This is a genomic window from Gracilibacillus dipsosauri (assembly GCF_003176895.1).
In the GTDB taxonomy this organism is placed as follows: Bacteria; Bacillota; Bacilli; order Bacillales; family Amphibacillaceae; genus Gracilibacillus; species Gracilibacillus dipsosauri.
This window is the reverse complement of record NZ_QGTD01000017.1, coordinates 1-21,500: the sequence shown is the minus strand read 5'-3', so window position 1 is coordinate 21,500 and position 21,500 is coordinate 1. Positions and strand designations below refer to the sequence as shown.

20 protein-coding genes are annotated in these 21,500 nt (G+C 35.0%); 7 read left to right on the top strand and 13 right to left on the bottom strand.

Annotated elements, in window-relative coordinates; translation table 11 throughout:
- Positions 1–304 precede the first annotated feature (304 nt).
- Positions 305–1,585, bottom strand: coding sequence for an MFS transporter (locus DLJ74_RS16170; RefSeq protein WP_109985225.1), 1,281 nt, complete (start codon positions 1,583–1,585; stop codon positions 305–307).
- A gap of 30 nt (positions 1,586–1,615) precedes the next feature.
- Positions 1,616–1,930: an L-rhamnose mutarotase gene (gene rhaM / locus DLJ74_RS16165; RefSeq protein ID WP_054861076.1), complete on the bottom strand. Its 315-nt coding sequence runs from the start codon at positions 1,928–1,930 to the stop codon at positions 1,616–1,618.
- A gap of 426 nt (positions 1,931–2,356) precedes the next feature.
- On the opposite strand from rhaM, the gene DLJ74_RS16160 reads away from it, so the two are divergent.
- The gene (locus DLJ74_RS16160; RefSeq protein ID WP_109985224.1) at positions 2,357–3,139 is read left to right on the top strand and encodes an SDR family oxidoreductase; all 783 of its coding nucleotides are present in this window, start codon (positions 2,357–2,359) and stop codon (positions 3,137–3,139) included.
- 319 nt (positions 3,140–3,458) lie between these two features.
- On the opposite strand, the gene garR is transcribed toward DLJ74_RS16160, so the two are convergent.
- The 8 genes from garR to DLJ74_RS16120 all read right to left on the bottom strand — a co-directional run bounded on the left by garR (position 3,459) and on the right by DLJ74_RS16120 (position 14,704).
- Complete coding sequence (garR, locus tag DLJ74_RS16155) at positions 3,459–4,343, bottom strand: 2-hydroxy-3-oxopropionate reductase (RefSeq protein WP_054861077.1); 885 nt, start codon at positions 4,341–4,343, stop codon at positions 3,459–3,461.
- A 21-nt stretch (positions 4,344–4,364) separates the two neighbouring features.
- A complete protein-coding gene (locus DLJ74_RS16150; protein ID WP_109985223.1) occupies positions 4,365–5,249 on the bottom strand; it encodes a carbohydrate ABC transporter permease in 885 nt (294 codons plus the stop codon).
- A 23-nt stretch (positions 5,250–5,272) separates the two neighbouring features.
- On the bottom strand, positions 5,273–6,217 hold the full coding sequence (locus tag DLJ74_RS16145) for an ABC transporter permease (protein ID WP_109985222.1): 945 nt from the start codon (positions 6,215–6,217) through the stop codon (positions 5,273–5,275).
- Between the two features lie 182 nt (positions 6,218–6,399).
- Positions 6,400–7,935, bottom strand: coding sequence for a type 2 periplasmic-binding domain-containing protein (locus DLJ74_RS16140; RefSeq protein WP_109985221.1), 1,536 nt, complete (start codon positions 7,933–7,935; stop codon positions 6,400–6,402).
- Between the two features lie 20 nt (positions 7,936–7,955).
- Complete coding sequence (locus DLJ74_RS16135) at positions 7,956–9,947, bottom strand: alpha-amylase family protein (RefSeq protein ID WP_109985220.1); 1,992 nt, start codon at positions 9,945–9,947, stop codon at positions 7,956–7,958.
- A gap of 136 nt (positions 9,948–10,083) precedes the next feature.
- Positions 10,084–11,604 carry a response regulator gene (locus DLJ74_RS16130; RefSeq protein WP_109985219.1) on the bottom strand — a complete coding sequence of 507 codons (1,521 nt, stop codon included), beginning with the start codon at positions 11,602–11,604 and terminating at the stop codon, positions 10,084–10,086.
- Positions 11,604–13,334, bottom strand: coding sequence for a sensor histidine kinase (locus DLJ74_RS16125; RefSeq protein WP_181397617.1), 1,731 nt, complete (start codon positions 13,332–13,334; stop codon positions 11,604–11,606). Before DLJ74_RS16125 ends, DLJ74_RS16130 begins: the two co-directional genes overlap by 1 nt.
- Positions 13,335–13,717: 383 nt before the next feature.
- Entirely contained in the window at positions 13,718–14,704 is a 987-nt protein-coding gene (locus tag DLJ74_RS16120; RefSeq protein WP_109985217.1) for a S8 family peptidase, read from the bottom strand.
- 305 nt (positions 14,705–15,009) lie between these two features.
- Here DLJ74_RS16120 and DLJ74_RS16115 point away from each other — a divergent pair, with 305 nt between their 5' ends.
- On the top strand, positions 15,010–15,285 hold the full coding sequence (locus DLJ74_RS16115) for a hypothetical protein (RefSeq protein ID WP_054861087.1): 276 nt from the start codon (positions 15,010–15,012) through the stop codon (positions 15,283–15,285).
- Positions 15,286–15,675: 390 nt separating this feature from the next.
- Here DLJ74_RS16115 and DLJ74_RS16110 read toward each other — a convergent pair whose 3' ends face one another.
- Positions 15,676–16,293: a DUF3889 domain-containing protein gene (locus DLJ74_RS16110; protein WP_245902367.1), complete on the bottom strand. Its 618-nt coding sequence runs from the start codon at positions 16,291–16,293 to the stop codon at positions 15,676–15,678.
- A gap of 87 nt (positions 16,294–16,380) precedes the next feature.
- Between DLJ74_RS16110 and DLJ74_RS16105 the strand changes: the two genes are divergently transcribed.
- The 3 genes from DLJ74_RS16105 (at position 16,381) to DLJ74_RS16095 (ending at position 18,721) form a co-directional block, all read left to right on the top strand.
- A complete protein-coding gene (locus tag DLJ74_RS16105) occupies positions 16,381–16,941 on the top strand; it encodes a sugar O-acetyltransferase (protein ID WP_109985216.1) in 561 nt (186 codons plus the stop codon).
- Positions 16,942–17,286: 345 nt separating this feature from the next.
- Positions 17,287–18,378 (top strand): N-acetylmuramoyl-L-alanine amidase family protein, encoded by a 1,092-nt coding sequence (locus DLJ74_RS16100; RefSeq protein WP_109985215.1) that lies wholly within the window; start codon positions 17,287–17,289, stop codon positions 18,376–18,378.
- 79 nt (positions 18,379–18,457) lie between these two features.
- Positions 18,458–18,721 (top strand): hypothetical protein, encoded by a 264-nt coding sequence (locus DLJ74_RS16095; protein WP_054861090.1) that lies wholly within the window; start codon positions 18,458–18,460, stop codon positions 18,719–18,721.
- 34 nt (positions 18,722–18,755) lie between these two features.
- Here the strand turns inward: DLJ74_RS16095 and DLJ74_RS16090 are convergent, their stop codons facing one another.
- Positions 18,756–19,109, bottom strand: coding sequence for a MerR family transcriptional regulator (locus DLJ74_RS16090; RefSeq protein ID WP_245902366.1), 354 nt, complete (start codon positions 19,107–19,109; stop codon positions 18,756–18,758).
- A 256-nt stretch (positions 19,110–19,365) separates the two neighbouring features.
- Between DLJ74_RS16090 and DLJ74_RS16085 the strand changes: the two genes are divergently transcribed.
- Positions 19,366–19,698 (top strand): hypothetical protein, encoded by a 333-nt coding sequence (locus DLJ74_RS16085; protein WP_054861092.1) that lies wholly within the window; start codon positions 19,366–19,368, stop codon positions 19,696–19,698.
- A 29-nt stretch (positions 19,699–19,727) separates the two neighbouring features.
- Here DLJ74_RS16085 and sda read toward each other — a convergent pair whose 3' ends face one another.
- Positions 19,728–19,874, bottom strand: coding sequence for a sporulation histidine kinase inhibitor Sda (sda, locus tag DLJ74_RS16080; RefSeq protein ID WP_109985213.1), 147 nt, complete (start codon positions 19,872–19,874; stop codon positions 19,728–19,730).
- 444 nt (positions 19,875–20,318) lie between these two features.
- On the opposite strand from sda, the gene DLJ74_RS20805 reads away from it, so the two are divergent.
- Positions 20,319–21,500, top strand: a 1,182-nt coding sequence (locus DLJ74_RS20805) for an adhesive domain-containing protein (RefSeq protein ID WP_245902365.1), incomplete at its 3' end; no start/stop codon positions are given.

Genomic DNA, 21,500 nt, shown 5'->3' with positions numbered 1-21,500 from the left:
CTTACTATAAGAACGCATAAAACTCCCCCTAAAGTAGATTTGTTTTTTTCAGTGTCTACTTTAGGGGGAGCATATCATTGCTCTCTCGCTGTTTTTTTGGATAGGTGTTTTGATGATAATGTGTGAGCTTAAAGCATGGAATGTGGTGTAATCTATTTATATTGTGAAATCGAATGGTAGGATTGTGCGGTCATTATGATGATTGTGGCATTCCTTAAATGGGATTGTGAATTCGTATGTTTTTTATCGATCGTACTGCCCCTGTAAGTTTTCCTACAGAGACAGTTTATAATAGAATGAATATTTATGCACCATATCGCTCTTCCTCGATTTGTTCTAATGTTTTCCCACGGGTGTTCGGTGTCATTCCTATACCAATAACTAAATGGATTGCTAAGAAGATGATCATCACCATTCCTGCTACAGTAAAGCTTAGCTTTTCCATTAAGATAGGTAGGATGAAAGACCAAACAGCAATACCACTTCGCACAATAAAATACATGAGCCCTTGAGCCGTTGCACGATATCTAGTGATAAATAATTCGCTAGTCCATAATGCATAGAAGGCTTGAGCTCCAATCCCTGCTGCAGATCCCCATAGCACTACAAATAATATTAAGGTTACCCAATTCATTGGCATAAAGGTTAAGATTAGCCAAGCCACCACTCCCATAACTGCACCTAACCCAAATAGGAAGCGTTGACTTACCTTATCCCCTAGCTTCATAAAGCCAAAATAGGTGGTGAGTACAGTAAGGAGCCATAGAAATGCTTGCAATAAATTAGCTTGACCATTACTCAAGCCACCTACATTTTCGTAAATGTACGGCATAAAATAACCCATCGCTCCTGCCGTTAAATTCCAAAATAGGTAAATACCGATCAATAAAAAAAGAGCTTGACGATTCACTTTCAAAGCAAAGAGATCTTTGACAGAGCTTTTCTTCAACTTGGCTTCTTTCAGTTCTAATTTCTTCTTTTTATTATCCTCAGACCAAATTTGTGATTCAGGTAAATCTCGCCTTAAATACCACGTAATAAACGCAACGACGAATAAATGGAAGAAGATTAGTCTTGAACCAAGCAATTCAAGTGGCTCAAGTAAAACAGCTAAGAAAAACGTAATGGTCGGGCCAATGGACCAAGCTAATTGCGCAGCTCCGACACGTGCGGCTCGTTGTTTGGATGGTGCTTCCTCTGCAATGTATGTCCATGAAACAGGAACCGCTACCCCGACTGCTATTCCAGTGATGATCGTACCAATGAGGAGCATCGGGAAATTGAAAGACAGCATAATCAATAAAATACCAAACATATAAACAAGCAAATCATAATTAAAGACAATCTTTCTACCAAATTTGTCGGTAATATATCCACCTAGCAATGCCCCAATTGCTGCACCTAATGCATTGGCACTTAGCGCACTCAATAGTCCGACACCGACACTATCAATATTTAAATAAGCTTGCCATAATGTTAAACTACTTGCAGCAGCAATGATGGCACCAGCTTCAATATAATTGGCCATCGCTATAGCAATGGTTGCTTTCCAGCCTGTTGTTACTCTTTTTTTACCATTTCTCATGGTTGTTCCCCCTACTCTCTTGATGTAATGTTAATCCATATGAAATACTTCTTTAAGATCGATCGTAACAGGACTTTTATCTGAATTCGTTTCCATTAATGGTTCCATAAAAGCCCACCATTTTTGATTGATCTCGGTTGTGGCCATTTTACTCCACTTCTCCTCATCTTCGATTTCCACATAGCCAAATAAGGTGCTCGTAGCTTTATCCAAGAAAATAGAATAGTTCTTCGCCCCATGATTGTGTAATTCCTCCACCATTTCTGGCCATATCTCTTGGTGTTTTTTCTCATATTCCTCGTGCTTATCTGGATATACTTTCATCAAAAACCCTTTACGAATCATTTTCTCACCTCTCTAAATTGTTGTTATCGCTTTCATTAGTTTCAATATAATCTATGATTCTATAAGTAAGAATAAAACCTACCGCCAAAAAAGTCAACCTAAACAAACGTAAATAAAATGAAACAAAAGTAAATTAACTAGAAATACCTACCATATCAACATTTGAAATCTATGGATCTTAGTCTTGAAATTAGCAAAAACGACTATCTCTCCCAATCTTCGTACAAAAAATGGAAGCTATACGTCAAGATTAGAATGGAAAAAATTACTTTATATGTTTTCCCTCATGCAAAATCGGGAATCATTAATATAATGAATAGGTTTTTTGGATGATTATAAAAGAAGTATAAGCAAAACTAGGCATTCGCTAAGGGACAAGTGATGGCTAAGTTTTTCTGACATAAAATAATGATAGGAGGATAACGGATGAGCAATCGATTTACTAATAAAGTCGCCATCGTCACTGGAGGAAGCTCCGGAATTGGACGTGCTTCCGCTTTGGCCCTTGCAACAGAGGGCGCAAAGGTTTGTTTAATGGATATAAAAGAGGAAAATGCCGAAAAGGTGAAAGAAGAAATAGAAGCATTAGGTGGACAAGCAATGGTTATCGATGTCGATCTATCTGATTCCCAACGAGTACAACAAGGAATGAAAGAGGTTGAAAATAAATGGGGAAAGCTTGATATTGTATTCGCAAATGGAGGAATAAATGGAGTTCTCGCACCTATCGAAGATTTATCTCCTGAGGATTGGGACAAGACGATCCATACGAATCTAAAAGGAACCTTCCACACGATCAAATACGCTATCCCTTTAATGAAAGAAAACGGTGGTAGTGTTATTATTACAAGCTCTGTTAATGGTAATCGTGTTTTTTCCAATTTTGGCATGTCCGCTTACAGCACTTCAAAAGCAGGTCAAATGGCATTTGGTAAAATGGCAGCATTGGAGCTAGCACAGTATCAAATAAGAGTGAATATTATTTGCCCTGGTGCTATCGAAACCAATATAGGTAAAAACACGGAAAAAACCCCAGAGCTAAAAAAGATTAATATTCCTGTTGAATATCCTGAAGGGGATAAACCGTTAGAGCATAAACCCGGAAAACCAGAACAAGTAGCTGATCTTGTCACATTCCTTGCTTCAGATGATTCTAGTCATATAACGGGGACAGAAATGTTTATTGATGGAGCTGAGTCTTTGTTGTAACAGATAAAAAGTAAGTGCCTCGTACATAACTAAATAGGAAGAAGGAGAATCCGAACAATCTTCTGACTGAGCGTAGTCAAAATACGCAAACTCCTGCGGGAACAGCACGAGCTGAAGATCCACTTTGCAAAGCGGTTTTCTATACAAAGTTAGCTGATCGCAGTACCCACGGTATAGGAAACACTGCGAAAGTTTACTTGAACAGGTGTTGACTTATGCCCATGGATAAAAGCGAAGTATTTTGACAAAGCAGTTTTAGTGCACAAATATAAATGTTCGGATTTTCCTTTTTTACTACTCTTTTGCCCCAAGCCCCATTTTAGACTAAATTAAATGAGGATATTTTTTCATAATATTTCAGTATTGCACTGTGATCCTTATCTGCTTCTCCATCACTTATTAGCTTCTCGATAAATTCTGTTACCATTTTAGTTAATGGCATTTTCACATCTAAAGATTGGGCAGTTTCTAAGATGTTTTTTAAATCTTTTCTGTGTAGTTCAAGAGTAAATCCTGGCTCAAAATTACCCTCCATCATAAGTGGAAACTTACTTTGTAATGCATTACTTCCTGCTAAGCCAGAATGAATTGCTTCATAAATGCTTTCTGGATTCACCTCACATTTCGCTCCCAATAAGAAAGCTTCTGAAACCACAGCTATATTTACGGCAACAATTGACTGGTTAACAAGTTTTGCCACATTACCACTACCAATTTCTCCAACTAATGTTACATTGCTTCCCATCGCTGACAAAAGATCATAATAATTTGAAAAATCCTCTTTATAAGCACCTACCATTATGGATAATGTGCCATCTATCGCTCTTGTTTCTCCACCACTCACTGGGGCATCCATCATACGAATACCCTTTTTAGCAAGTATTGAAGCAATCTTCTTTGTAGTTACAGGAGAAATGGAGCTCATATCAATTACCATTTTCCCTTTTGATAATCCATAAATAGCTCCATTGTCTCCAAGAAGCACTTCCTTAACCTCTGGTCCATTTGGGAGCATGGTAATAAGTACATCAACCTTTTTTGCCACATCCATCGGAGAAAATGCTACTTCTACTCCCTGCTTGCTCAGCTCTTGAACAGAAGCTTGACTTCTATTATATACGACCAAGTCATATCCACTTTTTATTAGGTTTATAGCCATTGGTTTTCCCATAATCCCAAGACCAATGAATCCAATTCGTTTCATTCTATCACCCCTAAATGATTATTAACCTTTCACAGAACCTAACATCACACCTTTAGCAAAATGCTTTTGTAAAAATGGATAAACAACTAAAATAGGTAACATCGACAAAATAATGGAAGCCATTCGAATAGTTTCAGACGGTGGCTGTGTAGAGTCACCGGCTACAGCACCCCTTGAGGCAGCACCAATTGTCTCAGAGTCAATAACAAGAGATTTGACTAAAACCTGCAATGTCCATTTATCGGAATCCGTTAGATAAACTAAAGCTTGGAAATATTGATTCCAATGGGCTACAGCGAAAAACAGGGTGAACGCTGCTATAACAGGCATGCTCAATGGCAAGATTATTCTAAAAAAAACACCTAATTCGTTACAACCATCCATAATTGCTGCTTCTTGGAGCTCTGCAGGTAGATTATCTATAAAACTTTTTACCACAATTAAACTCCACGCATTTGTTAAATTAGGTAAAATCAATGCCCATAAGGAATTCAATAAACCTAGTTCCTTTACGAGTAAGTAATTTGGTACGATCCCCGCACTAAAAACAAGTGTAAAAATTACACATCCCATTATAAATTTGATCCCTGGTACTTTTCTTTTTGTTAAGGCGTAAGCCATCGTTAAAGTAAATACTAAATTTAGTATTGTTCCAACAACCGTAATAAAAGTTGTACTTAGCAATGAATTAATGAAGCTAGCCGTAGATAATATATATTCATAAGCCGCTAAAGACCAATTTTCAGGAAAAAGATAAAACTTTAATGGTATATAAGAATCAGGATCTGTAAAAGAAACACTTAAAACATATATAAATGGAAATAAACAGATAACAGCTATAATCACAAGCAAAATGTAATTAACCCAATCACTAACTGTTAATTTATTTTTATAGACAAAGCTCAACCTTACAACCTCCTTCACAGGATTTAATATAGCCCTTCATAACCAAATCTCTTGACAATCCAGTTTGAGGAAACAACTAAAAGTAATCCGACAATCCCTTTAAACATTCCAACTGTTACACCAACACTTATTTGGCCCCGTAATATACCTTGCGTATAGGCATAAGTATCAAATACCTCTGCTACTTCGCGAACTACTGGACTGTACATTAGCAATACCTGTTCAAAACCTACATCCATCATGCTACCAAGACGCAAAATTAATAAGATAATGATCGTTGGCCTTATGGCTGGTAGTGTTATATGCCAGATCTGTCTCCATCTATTTGCTCCATCCATTACTGCTGCTTCGTATCTTTGTGGGTCTACTCCTGCAATTGCGGCTAAGAAGATAATGGTCCCCCACCCAGCATCCTTCCAGATGCTTTGAAGAGTTAATAAAATCCAAAAGAATTTAGGATTTGACATCAGAGCAGCTTGTTCCATATCCCATTGATTTAACAATTTATTTAGTACCCCTACATCTGCTGACAGCATGAAGTAAGTTATACTTACTACAACAACCCAAGATAGAAAATGAGGTAAATAAACGATCGATTGATTTACTCGTTTAAATACTTCATGCCTCACTTCATTAAGCATTAATGCAAGAATAATAGGGAGAGGGAAGTAAAATACAAGGCTAAAAAGATTAATTAATAAAGTATTTCGGAACATCATATAAAACTGTTCACTTGAAAACAAATCAGTAAAATTCTTAAATCCTACCCATTCACTACCTAAAATCCCTTGAAACGGATTATACTCTTGAAAAGATAGTATTAATCCCCACATAGGAATAAATTTAAAGACAATTAAAAACAGTAAACCAGGTAAGATCAAAAGGTATACATATCTATATCTTATCAGCTTTTTTAATAGCTCATTAGATTTAGAGGAAAGCTTTGTTTCCACTCCAAATTCGTTCATCTACCTTTCTCCTTTCTATACAAAAATTAAATGGATAACCTTCTTTAAGACGGGCTATCCATTTAATTGAAAAGATCTTACTTAATCAGAAATTGACAAGAAACGCACGTTTATTAGAAGTGACTTGTTTTACAAACAAGCCTTATCCATGGATAATTATCAAATGCTTAGCCCATAGCAAATTAGTCTAATTGCAATTCCCGCTCCTTATATGGTTCATAAGCTTCAGCAAACTCTAAAAATGCTTGTTTTATTTGGGCATCATTTCGTAATCCCTCCACATATGCTCTAAAGTCATCCATCGAAATATCTCCAACAATTGCTTGTGTTACTTTACTATCAAATTCACTTTGATAATTCGGCCAAACATCTACCCAAGTAGAGGAATATAACCAATCAAATGGATTCTGTTTACCCAACTTTTCATACCCTGCTACTTCCTCTTGTTTTGCGAGATTCTCCTCTTTAGACGCACCTGGATAATGTACCTCAGCCCACTTTTTATATCCAGGAGTAAAAGGCTGCATAGAAGTTGTATTTATTTGCTCCGTTCCTAAATCATTTAATACCTTCATGCCATCTTTTATTTCATGATGCACCCCTTCTATTCCGTAATATGCAAGCTCTGTCAATTCTTCACTTGCTGTTTTTTCAAAATAATGAAGTATTTCCATTACCTTTTCCTCTGGAACCTTTTTAGAAATATAAAATGCTCCACTCGAACCAACAGCTAATTGCGCTGTATAACCACCTGGCCCTTCTAAAGGTGGAAGTGTCATCAGCTCTCCTTCTGGTTGTATTTTTTTGATATCTTCCGTCCAAGGAAAGTCCCTATAAATACTGTAGGTATAACTAGCAAGTCTTCCTGATCGAAGCATATCTTGTCTTTGGAAACCATTCAGACCCGAGAATTCCTCTGCAACAAGTCCATCTTTATAAAGTCCCCTCAGCCATTCCACCATATCGGTATACTGAGGTGTTAAAGTATCTTTTATCATGCCACCTTCTTCATTATAGGTTGGAGTTGCGGCACCAAATGCGATCATTAATGGACTTGTAACCCCTTCTGCTACACCAATAGTTCCTTGTCCACTAGGATCATTCTCCACAATTAAGGAAAGTGCTTCCTTATACTCCTCTAATGTTTTTGGAATGGCAATATCATATTTTTCTAGCCAATCCTTTCTTATCTTGATACCCGGCTCAATTAAAGCTCTTGACCTAGGGATTCCCCAGATATGGCCATCCCTAGTGACATAATCCCATATACCTGGCGTGATATTATTTTTTAAATTAGGAAATTCAGAGAAGTCATCTAGAAAAGGAGCTAAGTCCCAAAAAGCCCCCTGATCAATAGATTGAAGTAATGTTGGTTTTGTAAAATCTAGTTGCCAAATAACCTCTGGTATATCTCCTGAAGCCAGAACTAAGTCAAACCTTGTATCATATTCAGCATCCGGTACCCATACCATTTCTAATTCTGTATTTGTCCTTTCTTGTAGCTCCGAAAAAAATTCATTATCCATATCAGGAACTTCTGTAAACAATCCTGCCATCATTTCAATCTTTAAGGTATCATCGTTTTCTTCCGTATTCTTGCTATTCTCTTGATCTTTATTATTACTCGTCACTTTTTCATTACCGCAGCTAGCTAGAATAAAAATGGATATAACAACAATGAATCCACATAAAAGCAACCTTTTTACTGAACGATTCAAATTATTTCCCTCCTACAGATTCATGCTTTTAGTATAAGTGCCTCATAACTAGTTAATTTATCGATCTTAATCGATAACTGATTATTGTGCCTTTCATAGGAAATGTCACTTTCGTGCACTAAGCTATAAACATGTTCCATTTCCTTAAGATTTATGGCTAGATTAATTTCATTCATTACAATCGGCTCATGATACGTAGTCCCATTAAATCCAGAGAGATTTAATACTTGCAAAATATAGTTCTGATTATCATATTTGTTTAAAAAAATCTCTACATTTTCAGGAGCATTTGTTTCCAAAATGTAATCCCTTCCAATTATCTGATCCATTATGTCTGATAGAATTCTTTTATGGTCCTCAAATCCATGCTGGTAATAGAGGTTACCAATATCCCATGGAAGATAAACATTTGTGCTACTATCTTTGTGATTCCAGCCCATCCCATAATGTTCACCCTTGTAATGACCTCCAACTCTTTCAGGGGGACCAAAACGAGAAGTTTTTATATAGGGCAATAATAATCTGACATTTTGATCAAATACTAGTTTGGTAAACTTCCCATCAAGGAAAATCCAATCTCGATCATGAAAGCTCGGAAACATTTTTTTGTTCCTCACTTCCAAATAGTCTGCACGCGTTTTTGACTTTACTCCTTGATAACGACCACCAAAAATATAATGGAGCATATTTTGATTAGCTTCATCTTTTATAAAAGATTGCCCTGTTGCAATAAGTGAAACTCCATTACCTTGAACATTTTTTACTACTTTCCACTCATTTTCACTTAAACTACTTAGATTAGGAAAAATAATAAGCTTATATTTGTCGAGTGGTTGTATAGGAGCTAATAAATTATCTTTCTTTATAACGTCGAATATAATATGCTCTTCCTTTAGCATTTTATAAATACCCAAGTATTCCTTCATCGAACTGCTTTCATTAGGCTTAATTAGTAGTACGTCTGCCATAGAAGAAAAATTTCCAAAATACTCTTGGTTTTTTTGATGAAATGCAAATATTTCTTTTACCGCCTCAAGATTATTTCGATCAGGATAATCTTCGAATACACCTATGATACAAAAATCCAATCCTGAACCACTTGCTAAACTCTCATACAATCTTATCTTGACCTCATGTTTGGAAACACCAACAAAACGATAAAAAATATCGACTGCATTAATGACACAGTTACTTATCAACTTATTTTTCCACGAATTCTCAACTGATTGTACATTTTCTGAAGCAGAATATAACCATTTGGGATAGTGTCTATCTATTGCTGTATTTGACTCCTTTCGCACAATATCTACCTTATGATCGTGGTATGTTGAGATTGCTATGTTGTTATTTTTAGTTTTTACTAAATGATGAATTCGTTCTAACATTTCTTTTGTCGTTACGCTTTTAAATGTAAGATAATCTTGAAATACCTTATCCTCTAGATTCTCGTCAACTGGTAAGTCATGGCCAAACATGGCCTTAAACCTTTTCCGGCAACTTTCACAATGGCAAATGCCGTAATAATTATTGCTGTAATCCCTAGTTTGATAACCAAACATATTAAAAAATATTCCGTCCACGGCATACTGCTCGATAACCTCTTCCATTATTTTTAAAGAATATTCCCTCTGATAAAAGCCATTTACACATGTATGAACCATTTGGTTGTAATTAACTATTTCTTTATCTTTGGATCTATAAAACCAATCGGGCTGTTCTAGAAAAATGCTTTCATGCGCCTTACTGAAATCAAATCTTGCGATAAATTTAATCTTATTTTCATGACATTTTTGAACCACTTCTTGAACCAGATCTTTCTTTAGATAAGGTGATTTATAATGGTATTCTAGTTTTGTTGGATAAAAAGCCTCTATCCCCCCAGTATTTAACATAAGTGTATTTGCTGAAAAATCCTTGAGCTGTGTAATTAATAAATCTACATCTAAATCAGCATTTTCTTCACTAATATTGGTTTGTATAAGCCTAAGATGATTTTCTGACCACCAATTCAATGTGATTCACCTCCCTATATTAATAAAATGAAAGCCTGGTACCATGCTTCGTTATTTAGCATAGCATCCGTTAACTCTATCTGTAAGCGCTAACTTTTTTGTATTTATTCTGTTTTTTTTGGATAAAAAAAAACACCTATATGATAAAGGTGCTACTTGGTTGCTTTTTAAATTGCCCAGGAGTTAATCCAGTCATTTTTTTAAACAATTCACTAAAATAACGATGATTAAAATAACCAACTTCTTCACTAACTTCTGCTACACTCTTTCCTTCTTTTAGCATTACTTTTGCTTTTTCTATCCTGATTTTTGTTATATATTTAATATAAGTTAGCCCGACTTCTTCTTTAAATAGAATGCTAAAATAGGAAGGGTTCATTTGAACAATGGAAGCTACCTCTTCAAGAGATATATCCTTCGAAAAGTTTTTGTCAATATATGCACATGCTTTCTGGACAGATATATGTTTTTGTTTACTCCGTAATACTTTCATCCAATCAAGCATTTCCATAAAATGACACTTTAGCCATTTTTCAATTGCATCTAATGAATTTAATTTTTCCAGTTCAACATGTGGTATATAATTGTCTTTTTTCCACGTGTACTCAACGCCTGTTTCTTTCACTACTTCTAAACCTAAATAAATCAGCCTTAAACATTCTTGTTTCATGACATCTGGTGATAAATTATTGTGCTTTATATCATTTAGAAATTTTTCTACAAGTGTTGAGATACTTTCACTATTAGCTGACCTAATGCTAAAGATAATGCTTCGTTCTAAAGTTGTTAATGTATCAGATAGTCGATGATTAAAATCCAGTTCATTGAAGGCTATGATCCCAGTTTCTTTAACGAACCCACCCATTTTCAAAGCATCCTGTGCTTCAACGTAAGACCTTCTTATATCCTTAGGATGGCGATAAGTGGCACCAATACCAATTAAAACATTTAATTCCGTTAAGCCTGCTAAGAAATCTGATAGTTGATTCTTGTCTCCACTTTGAATCCAAATAATGATCGTTTTTTTTCCTTCAGTAACAAGTAATGTCTTAATATCTAGAATTTTTCTAGATGACATTAAAGCTTTCTCAATATCAAATGAGCCATTCGGCTGACATACCCCAACAGTAACTCCAGTGATTTCTGATGCCTTCATTCCAACTACCTCGTACCACTGATCCTCTGTTAACATATCTTGATTTAAAATATCTATTACTTTTTTTGCTGTGATAAGACTTTGGGAGTCATGCCACTTCTGTTTTAAATCCTTTAATTCATTATTGGCTTGAATTTTTTTCATTGCCTTGTCCAAGCAATTTTCGATTCTTTCTATGGTTATTGGCTTTTCAAGATAGTCAATCACATCAAGTTGTATTGCCTTCTTATAATATTCTATCTCATTAAAGCCGCTCATAATAATGCAATATGTGGACGGAACTATTTTACTTATTTTCTCTATTAAAGTTAAGCCATCTAGACCAGGCATACGTATATCAGTCAAAATAATATCAGGCTGATGGTCTTCTATCAGTTCCAATGCATCTATACCATTGGTAGCTGTACCAACTAATGTTAGTTCCCATCTAGCCCAATCAATAAGATCTTGAACGGCATCCAGCACTAAAATCTCATCATCAAAGATAACTACTTTAACCATTATTTTACCTCCTGATCCAATGAAATTCTAATCGTTACGATCGTGCCTTTATCGTGTTCACTTTCAATTTCCAACGAATAATTCTTTCCATATAAGAGTTCCAAACGCTCTTTTACATTTTTAATACCATATCCTTTATTCAAAAGATTTGTATTTTTCATCCCTATACCATTATCCTCGATTATAAAAATCATTTGGTCGTTTTCCATATAACCTGTTAGTTTTACGTATCCTTCTCCCATTTTTGCTTCTAAACCGTGGTAATATGCGTTCTCTACAAAAGGTTGAAGTATTAATTTTAATATCATCTTATTCTTCATTCTAGTCTGAACATTTTCAATATATTTGAATCGATTTCCATAACGTATGGTCTGGATAGAACTATAGTGTTGAATATGATCCAACTCTTCTTGAACAGTAAGTAATTCTTTTCCTCTGTTTAAACTTAATTTAAAGCTTTCAGATAAGGAAATTGTCATTGTTGCAATCTCACGAACATTGTTTTTGATTGCCATCCAATAAATGGCGGAAAGGGTATTGTATAAAAAATGTGGCTTTATTTGTGCCTGCAATGCTCTTAATTCTGATTCTTTCTCTTTCAATCTGGATTGTAACAACTTTTCATTTAAGTCGATATTATTTTTTACAAGTATTTTAATTTGCTTACCAATATTTCCAACTTCATCATTACCTAATCCCCCCAAATCTTGTTGATAATGAGTTATATTTGCAACCATTTTTTTTAACTTTATCAATGGCTGAAGGATAGTGTCGGACAGATAGATAGAAATAAAAACGGCAATGATAACCATTAATCCAGCGAAGGTAAAGGTAATTACCCCAATTTTATTAGAATCTTTCAATAAATAATCCTCATTAATTAAATGGATATAAGACCAGCCAGTGATCGGGTTCGTATAGCTACTACTTAAGAATCCCTTATTCTCTAGCGCTTCAAATTGTGAATTCTCCAACTCGTTGAGTACTGTATTAGAAAACTCCTTGTTTTGATTATTAATGTAAACTGATACAGGAGAAGAACGCTCGCTACGATCTACTATCATAAAGGTAGTTTCTCCATAATTCATGGAAATTGCCTCAAACATTTTCTTACTTAAATTGATAACGAGCACACCCAGTGCATCCCTAGATAAATCATTTGGATTTCGTAATAATTTCACAGAAGAAAAACTATCATTACTTCCATTTAGTATATTATGGCTAAGAAAAATCTCTTTCCCCCTTGCCTCTTTAGCACGATGGTACCAATCCTTTGTTTTGATCTCTTGAACATTATTGAAAAAATAAGATCCTTTTCTAGATATACCATAGCAATACGACTTATCCTCGACATCAAAAAGGCATACAGATTCGATATATTTAGTATTTAATGTATATTGTGAAAGAATATCATTTAGAATAATGGCAGTTTCATAGTAATCAGTTGAACCATTTGCCACAAGCAAGAGTTCGTTTCTAATCTCTTCATTCGATAAAATTAACCTATGTAAATTAATAACACTTTCATATGTGAGCTCTGACATTTCGCTAGAAGTCCTTAATAGATCTTGATAATTTTGAATATGATTTTCCACGATTGTTTGTTTGGATATGTGATAGGAAACAGCACCTAACAAGAACATAGAAGGGATGGATAGTAGGATCAATGCAACCCAAAAACGAGTTCTTAGCTTTTTAATTCCCGGTTTCTTAAGGAGCTTATCTCTCATTCGTTTTCCCCCTATATCGAGCATCACACCTTACTGCTAATTCCAAATCCATCACTTTTATAGCAAGCGCTTTCATTTTTTTATCTATTATACTATAGATTTAAATAAAATTATGCTCAAATGCTATTAGTTGGGACATAAGAATAAAATTAAAGGACTAAACAATCTCATGAGACTTGTACAACATAGAGGGGAAAAGTGTGGCTGGTATTGTATTTACTCTGTTTTAATTATAATTCGCTATTGTTATATTGGATTTGCAGAAAAATATGAGTGGGGGTACTTGCTGGGAGAGAAGAAAAAAAGGGCAAGAGGTATTTTTTAGTCATTATTCTTGATAGGAGTATACTCCCTCTTCCCCTCCCTTGAGATTGAGTTATCTATTATGACTGTTTATCATTCACATTTAATCTCGGAGCACTAATCCTATCTAATTGTTCAACCAAGTTTAGTAGAAGAAAGCCATTACCTTCAGCACTTTTCCCATTTCCAAGTGGCAGAGTTCGTCTAATTAGTTGAGCATAGATCTCTGATTCGATGAGGGACCGATCAAATTCTTTTTCACTTAAATTAATGATTAAGGCTAAAGCACCTGCTACAAAAGGTGCAGCCATGGAGGTTCCTGACAGTTTTGCAAATTTATTATCTAGGTATGTTGATAAAACATTTACACCAGGAGCAACAAGATCTACTTCATTATGACTATTCGAAAATGGAGCAAGCTGTAAGTTCGTATTCACCGCACCGACGGAAATAACTTCATTATATGCTCCAGGATAGGCATATTCAAATGTATCCTCTTGGCCATCCCCTTCATTTCCTGCAGCTACTACAACGGATACATTATGATTAACAGCATTTTGAATCGCCTCACGCATTTCAGGTACATCATTAGGACCACCTAGTGACATGCAAATCACTCGAGCTTGTTCATTTTTTGGACCTCGCCATTCCACTGCATAATTGATCGCATTTATGATCCATCCATAATCACCAGCACCATCTTCTGTTAATGCCTTTATACTTAAAATTTTTGCTTTTGGAGCTACCCCAACGACCCCATCACCATTAAGGCTTGCTGCAACGATACCCGACACATGTGTTCCATGACCATTATTGTCTTCAAAGTTGTTAACATCTCCATTATGATCTGTTGTAAAATTCCTTCCACCAATTATTCGATCCTTAAGATCCGGATGATCGGTGTCGACCCCCGTGTCTATAACAGCAACCACAATGCCTTCACCCTCATTGCTTTTCTCCCAAATGGCAGGTGCCTGTACAAGTTGGACCCCTTCTGGTGTTTCATTTGTACTATCCTCAATCGACTGAATGGTATAAGGTATCAATTTAACTTTATTTTCCACCATCTTCCTCCTCCTTCTAAAATATATTAAAGTTTATAGCATATACATTTAACATTTTTAGGTAATTTCTACCCAAGAAGATAGAGAAGATATAAACATTATCGAGCAAATCTACTTTTTAATCAGTTGATTATTAATACTAGCTTATTATCTACACACAATATTTATTCCTATCATATCATAAAGTGGTATTAATTAACATTTACAGAACGATATATCGCAATTAGTTCTTTAACCATTAATGAATAATTTGTCTATTTTTCCATCATATTAGAGAAGACTACACTATCATTTGAGGAGGAATTGATATGAAAAAGGGTAACAATATCTCAAGCATGCAGGATCAAAACCAACTGGCACAAGCACAGCAATCGATTTTGCATTTGCAGCATGCCATTCACCAAGCACAAAGTCACCCAAATGAGGAGATCATGCAACAAATAAAGCATTCTCTAGAACGAGCGAAAAAATCACTAGCACAAGCTGAGAGTGTAACCGATGACGATAATGCACTAGACTTAGTTCGAAGGGAATTAGCACAGCAAGAGGAAACATATCAGGAAATCTCAGATCGAGGAATTTAACTTAAGCTTTTGTTGCATTGACAGTTTTAATTACAACAGAGATATTGGACAGGTAACTAGCTCCCTGTCCAATATCTTTGTATATCAGTCACTTCCACCGTGAAATTCTAAATTCTTGTCCAATATATTCGTTTATTAGCCAATTTCATCACGGGATTCCAACGCTTTGTCCGATATCTTCGTTTATTAGCCACCTCTAACGCGGGGTCTCAGCTGTTTGTCTGATATCTTTTATTTCATTCAAATTCTGGACTTCGGTAAATACTTGTTGTCTTCAAGAGTAAATCACCAAAGCTAAACTCTGGTGATTCATTTAAAAACTACTTGTATCTTCGAAATTTTTGTATAGAAAAAAATCCTAATCATACAACGATATAGGCTTCCCCTCCATTATGAAGAGACTTCCTGAATATCAAAGGAAAGAATTCGTTCCGTAGCAGGATTATAAAGGACGGTTCCTCTCACCTTGATTTGCTCCTGTGGAGATTGTAGTGTGTATTCATATACCTCTCTCGTTTGATTTGTTGCTGGCTGTGTCTTAGAAATGGAATTGTAATTTGTCACATTATAACCCGGATAGGCTACTTGAACGACCTCTAGCAAATATTTACCCCACTTTTGTTGCTCTAACGGCGGCGATGGCTGAAACTCAATAGAAATAACTCCTACGGAAGGGTTTTCTCCTAATGTTTCAAAGGCTCTACGATGTAAATTGATCGTTGTTTGAGGAGATCCAGGAACTTTATCTACGATGGTGACAATAATCTCTCTTCCATTTTGAGGATTACGTATTTTCAATGTTTGTCCACACTGGTATGGAGAATTTTCACTGACAGCTGCCGTCAAATATTGCCCATAGGACCACGGAATCCCACATTGCGTTACATTTCCCCCATTTGTCCATGTTGCTCTCCCTTGAATATAATTTTGACGATAGACATTTTCTTGATAATATGGATACGGAGCATTTGAATACATAGGATAAGGGTTATAAAAATCTTGATACATATTATCCCTCCTGTTTTTATCATTTAGAATATTGTATGACTGATAGTAGGATATTTGTGACAAAAACCTAAATAGAGGAGTTTAATTATGAAAACAGAAAAAGAAAGGATGCTAGCTGGTGAAATGTATAATCCAGCTGACCCGGAGCTTGCACAAGATCAGAAAGAAGCGAGACGTATGGTTAGGTTATATAATCAAACGACAGAAACCGAGGAGGAAAAGAGAGTCAACCTATTGAAGCGACTACTCGGTTCAACAGGTAAAACTGTTAATATGGAACCAAATATACGCTTTGATTATGGCTATAATACATATGTAGGGGAAAATTTTTTCGCTAATTTTGATTGCACCATATTAGATGTTTGTGAAGTACGCTTTGGTGACAATTGCATGCTTGGCCCTAACGTAAAAATTTATACAGCCACACATCCACTCCAGCCAGTGGTTAGAAATTCTGGGAAGGAATTTGGAAAACCTATTACGATTGGTAACAATGCTTGGATTGGTGGTGGTGCAATCATTAATCCTGGCGTGACTATAGGGGACAATGTTGTCATCGCCTCAGGATCAGTCGTAACTAAGGATATTCCAGATAATGTAGTTGTTGGCGGTAATCCTGCGAAGATCATTAAAGAGATTGAAATATGAATGCTAAAAAAGCTTTAAAATTTTCTGAAATTCAGTGATAGACATAATGGCCTTGTTGGGAAGGTCAAAAATATATATCACATGATACATCTGCCTTCAGAATATGGAGTTGACGTACATCTCGATGCTAATATGCTCCCATTGGAGAAGTGAATTAAATTTCACTTCTCCAATTTTTCCCTTCAATAATTAGTTCTATTAACCTATATAAAAACAGATAGAAGTTGACAAAAAATCATATTAAATTTAAATTTATATGAGTATTATTAAATTATCTGCTTGCATTTTTACATAAAATATCCTTATAACAAACAAGACTAACGTCACTTAGAAAGGAAGGTTTTTTTGAGAAAAAGGTCGATATTCATTACCACCACCATTATTTTTCTATTACTCATACTATTTCCTACCATGATAAGTGCAAATGAAAAGACTTATGATGTCGGAACAACAAACCTACTCATTCGATCTGGGCCATCCATTGAAAGCGAAGTTCTAGGAAAATTAAATCCAGGAGATCAGGTGAAGGTTTTTGATGAATCAAACGGATGGTATCAAACGTATTATAACGGAAAGGAAGCTTGGGTAGCTTCTCAATTTTTATTTCAAGGTAAACAAAAATCAGTAACCTCCCCAAGTTCGGAATCTGTCTCCATTAGTGCGACAGGTGTGAGAATTCGGTCGGGACCTGGCACAAGCTATAGCATCATTGGCTTCACAACACTTGGTGAAACCTTTTCCGTATTAGACAAAAATAATGATTGGATCAAAGTGTCTCTTCCTAATGGTAATATTGGGTGGATTGCTTCATGGTTAACTAATCAACAAGCATCAGAAGCTATACCTAAAGCTCGATCAAATAAATCCATTCAAGAGCCTTCAAAATCAATATCGGGTAATGCAAGCTTAAGTGGCTACAATATTATCTTAGACCCAGGTCATGGAGGGAATGATTCAGGTGCTATCGGTGTGGGAAATGTCTACGAAAAAGACATGGTGATGGAAGTTGTTGATGATATCACAAATCGCTTGAAGCAAGAAGGAGCAACTGTTCTTCTAACCAGAAGTAATGATACAAGGATTGAGCTGCCAAAAAGGGTTGCGATAAGTCATGCCTATCAAACACATGCATTTATTAGTCTTCACTTTAATGCTAGTCCAATAATATCAGCTAATGGGATAAGTACACATTATTACAGCAATCAGAACCTTGCCTATCAGGTTCAAAATGCAATAGCACAGCACCTCAACCTTTCTGATAGAGGAATAAGGCAAGATAGTTTTTATGTGCTAAGGAATAATCAAAATCCGGCTATTTTGATAGAGATGGGCTTTATTACAAATCCAAGTGACTTACTAAAAATTCAATCAAAAGATTATCAATCTAGTATAGCTGAAGCCATTACACAAGGTTTAATTTCGTATTTTAAAAATTAGTTTAATACTATTGCTCCGATTACTTGATATTTTTATTAACCATACCCTTTTATTTTCAATCAATGTTGGAGTGATTTAATTGTTCATTTATGTTAAAAGAGATAAAGTCCAAATCTACCATCAGTCAAAAATAGAGATGTCAGATATTGAAGAACACATATATCTAAAAAAAGGACTAGAATTTCTATTAAAAGAAACGAAGAAGGATATCGAGTTATATCAATCATTAGAACTAAAAACGAGAGAAGATAATGTATTGCTTAAAGAATTCATTGCAAAAAAAGAGAAAATAGAAAAAATGCTTGAAACATTTAAAATAGAAAATGAAATGGATTGGAAATAACAATCATAAAAAAGCTTCCAGATGGGAAGCTTTTTTATGATGTAGATCGTAATATATTCATTTTAATTTCCAACTTTTCCAATGCATCTTCAACATCCTGTTTCTGTTTAAGCAGCTTTTTTTGATGATCCTGGAAAATTTTTATTCTCTCATCTAATGTTTTATCACCTTCCATATATAGGTGTGCGACATGTCTTAAAACCCCAATGGACATTTTGGTTTTCCTCATACAAGTAACTAGCTCCAGCCAAAATAAATCCTCTTCCTTAAAAACACGATAACCATTTTCATCCCTTTCTATAAAGGGCAACAATCCTTCTTTGTCATAGTAGCGAATCGTAGAAGTTGGTATAGAGACTCTTTTTGCAGCCTCTTTGACTGTTAGCATTATTATTCCCCTTTCCAATACCATCAATTTTATAGAGAATATGCACCATTCTCTTTCCCTAGTAATTGTTATAGTTGACTTGGTTCTATTCTACAATAATTAAGCGCATTGTTTAAACCAATTAAGCATAGCGGTGGACAAATATAAGAAGTAAAGATTCCTCCTATTATTTGCCTTAAAGTGCACTTTCAAGTTTATAATTTGTTTAATGAAAAGATTTACAAAAAAATACTTTTTAGGAGCTAGGAGGAATAATATGTATAGTTTTTTAGCTGAATATTCACCGACTTGCACAGCATTATCTATTTTAGACAAGGATGGTATGACGTTAGTTACAAGAGAAGTACATATACCAAAACCTTCGTTTGTCAAAATATTAACTAGGGAAATGATACAGCTAGCACACGAGCAGCAACTTTTCCATAATGATATTTCTAAAATTGGTGTAGTAATTGATTCTGTTGAATCTCTTAATATAAAAATAGAACAATTTATTGAAGATTTGGAAACCTCTTTTGGCTTCCAAGCAGAAGTAGGACTAAATAAGGATTCCGTGAAATCAAGTTTATTGGATCTGAAGGATAAGTAAAAGCTTCCAGTTCTTGATCATGAAAGCTTTTACGATAATTTTTTATCAATTACTCTGTCCATTAATTTTCTTGCAACTATTTCCTTTTCAAGTAATTCAATGAAATCATTGCTTAATTTGTATAGCCTAGCCTGGTGATAAATTTCTAATAATAATTTATCAGGAATTGTTTCCATTTTTTCCTCCTTATCAAAAAAAATTGAGAGGTAAAGTTTTTTAATCTTCACCTAGTAATTATGATTTTTTTGAATGAAAGTGTTACTTAGATGAAGTTTAACAATTCGATAAATTATTACAATATATTTAATAGTAAATGATACATATTTACTATTTCATTACTTGAAAATATGTTTATTTAGTTAAAATGAATGGGGATTTTTTAGTTTCTATTACTAAAAGCCACCCAAATACATTTATTAAATGGGGAGATAAAATTACAAAAATATTAAATTTTAAGTTGTTTTTCTTATAAAAATGTGAAAATAGTGAAATAACAAAAAAAAATGTCGTCTTAATATGGAAATATGGGAAAGACATCCTAAAATATGAAAATATGTCGAAAAGGAGGATTAGAATCCAAAATGTCTACCCATACAAAATATTGCTAAGGAGGGCATTGTGTGAATTTTAAATCTAATCGTAATATTAACTATGGAAAGAAGTTGGATAAACGTACTAAACAACGAAGAATGAGTACTAAAAAAATGATGGTTGCTTCAGCAGCAGCAGTACTTATTTTTTCGACAGGGCCTGCTACCTCTAGCGGAATTTTAGGAAAAATAACCAATTCTTCTATTGAGGTACAAGCAGCCAGTTTAGGTGAAGTACAATTACTTACTGATGTAAATATTACAGCAAATCTTACGGAAAACACTGATACTTATACGTTAGATTTAAATTTAACAGGAACTGGTTTAGCTGATGTGGAATTAGTTTCACCCGATCGTGTTGCAGTATTTTACTCCCCAGAATTAGCTGATTTATTAACAGTTAATGCACCCGCCAACATATCCGTAGAAATTTTACCCATAACTCTAAGTGATCTACCTGTAGTAGAAGGTACAATAGGAGAATTGACAAGCACACTTAATACTACAGTAGGAGAACTAGTTTCAGCGGTTGATACTATTCTTGACAATCCATTAACTGCTCCATTAATCAATGTAAATGGATTAGAAGAGTTAGAAACAGCTTTGGAAGCACTTAATAATGTAGATAATGCATTAGCAGATTTGCTCCAATACAACGATAGTGTACCTGTTCAGGTGAATCCAGATGGTTCCATTGTAGTTAACTTTGGAGATGGATTAGGAAATCACTTAGAAACAGCTGTACAAGATGTCATTATTCAATTACTTAATGATGTAGTCAGTGCTATTAGTGCATTAGAAGTAGAAATTCTTGGTGGATCTATATCCGTACCTTTAGAACCAGTCAAAGATATGTTAACCCCATTACAAAACTTAATAGATAACCTATCAAGTGGAGCGATAGATTTATCTAATGATCTTGCATCTGCACAAGTAATGGGACAAACATCAGTGGATCTCTCAGCAACTATTCCTAATCCTTCTGGCTTAAGTGGAGATGTTCCAATTTATGGTGCAGGAATTAGCGATTCAGTAATTGATTTACCACTATTATCAAGTTTAGAATCAGGTGATTCAATTACTTTTGCAGAACCGGTTGATACTGATGGCGACGGCTTAACTGACGAAGAGGAAGAACAAGCTGGAACCGATCCTAACAACCCAGATACCGATGGCGATGGCATCAATGATGGAGACGAGGTAGATAATGGA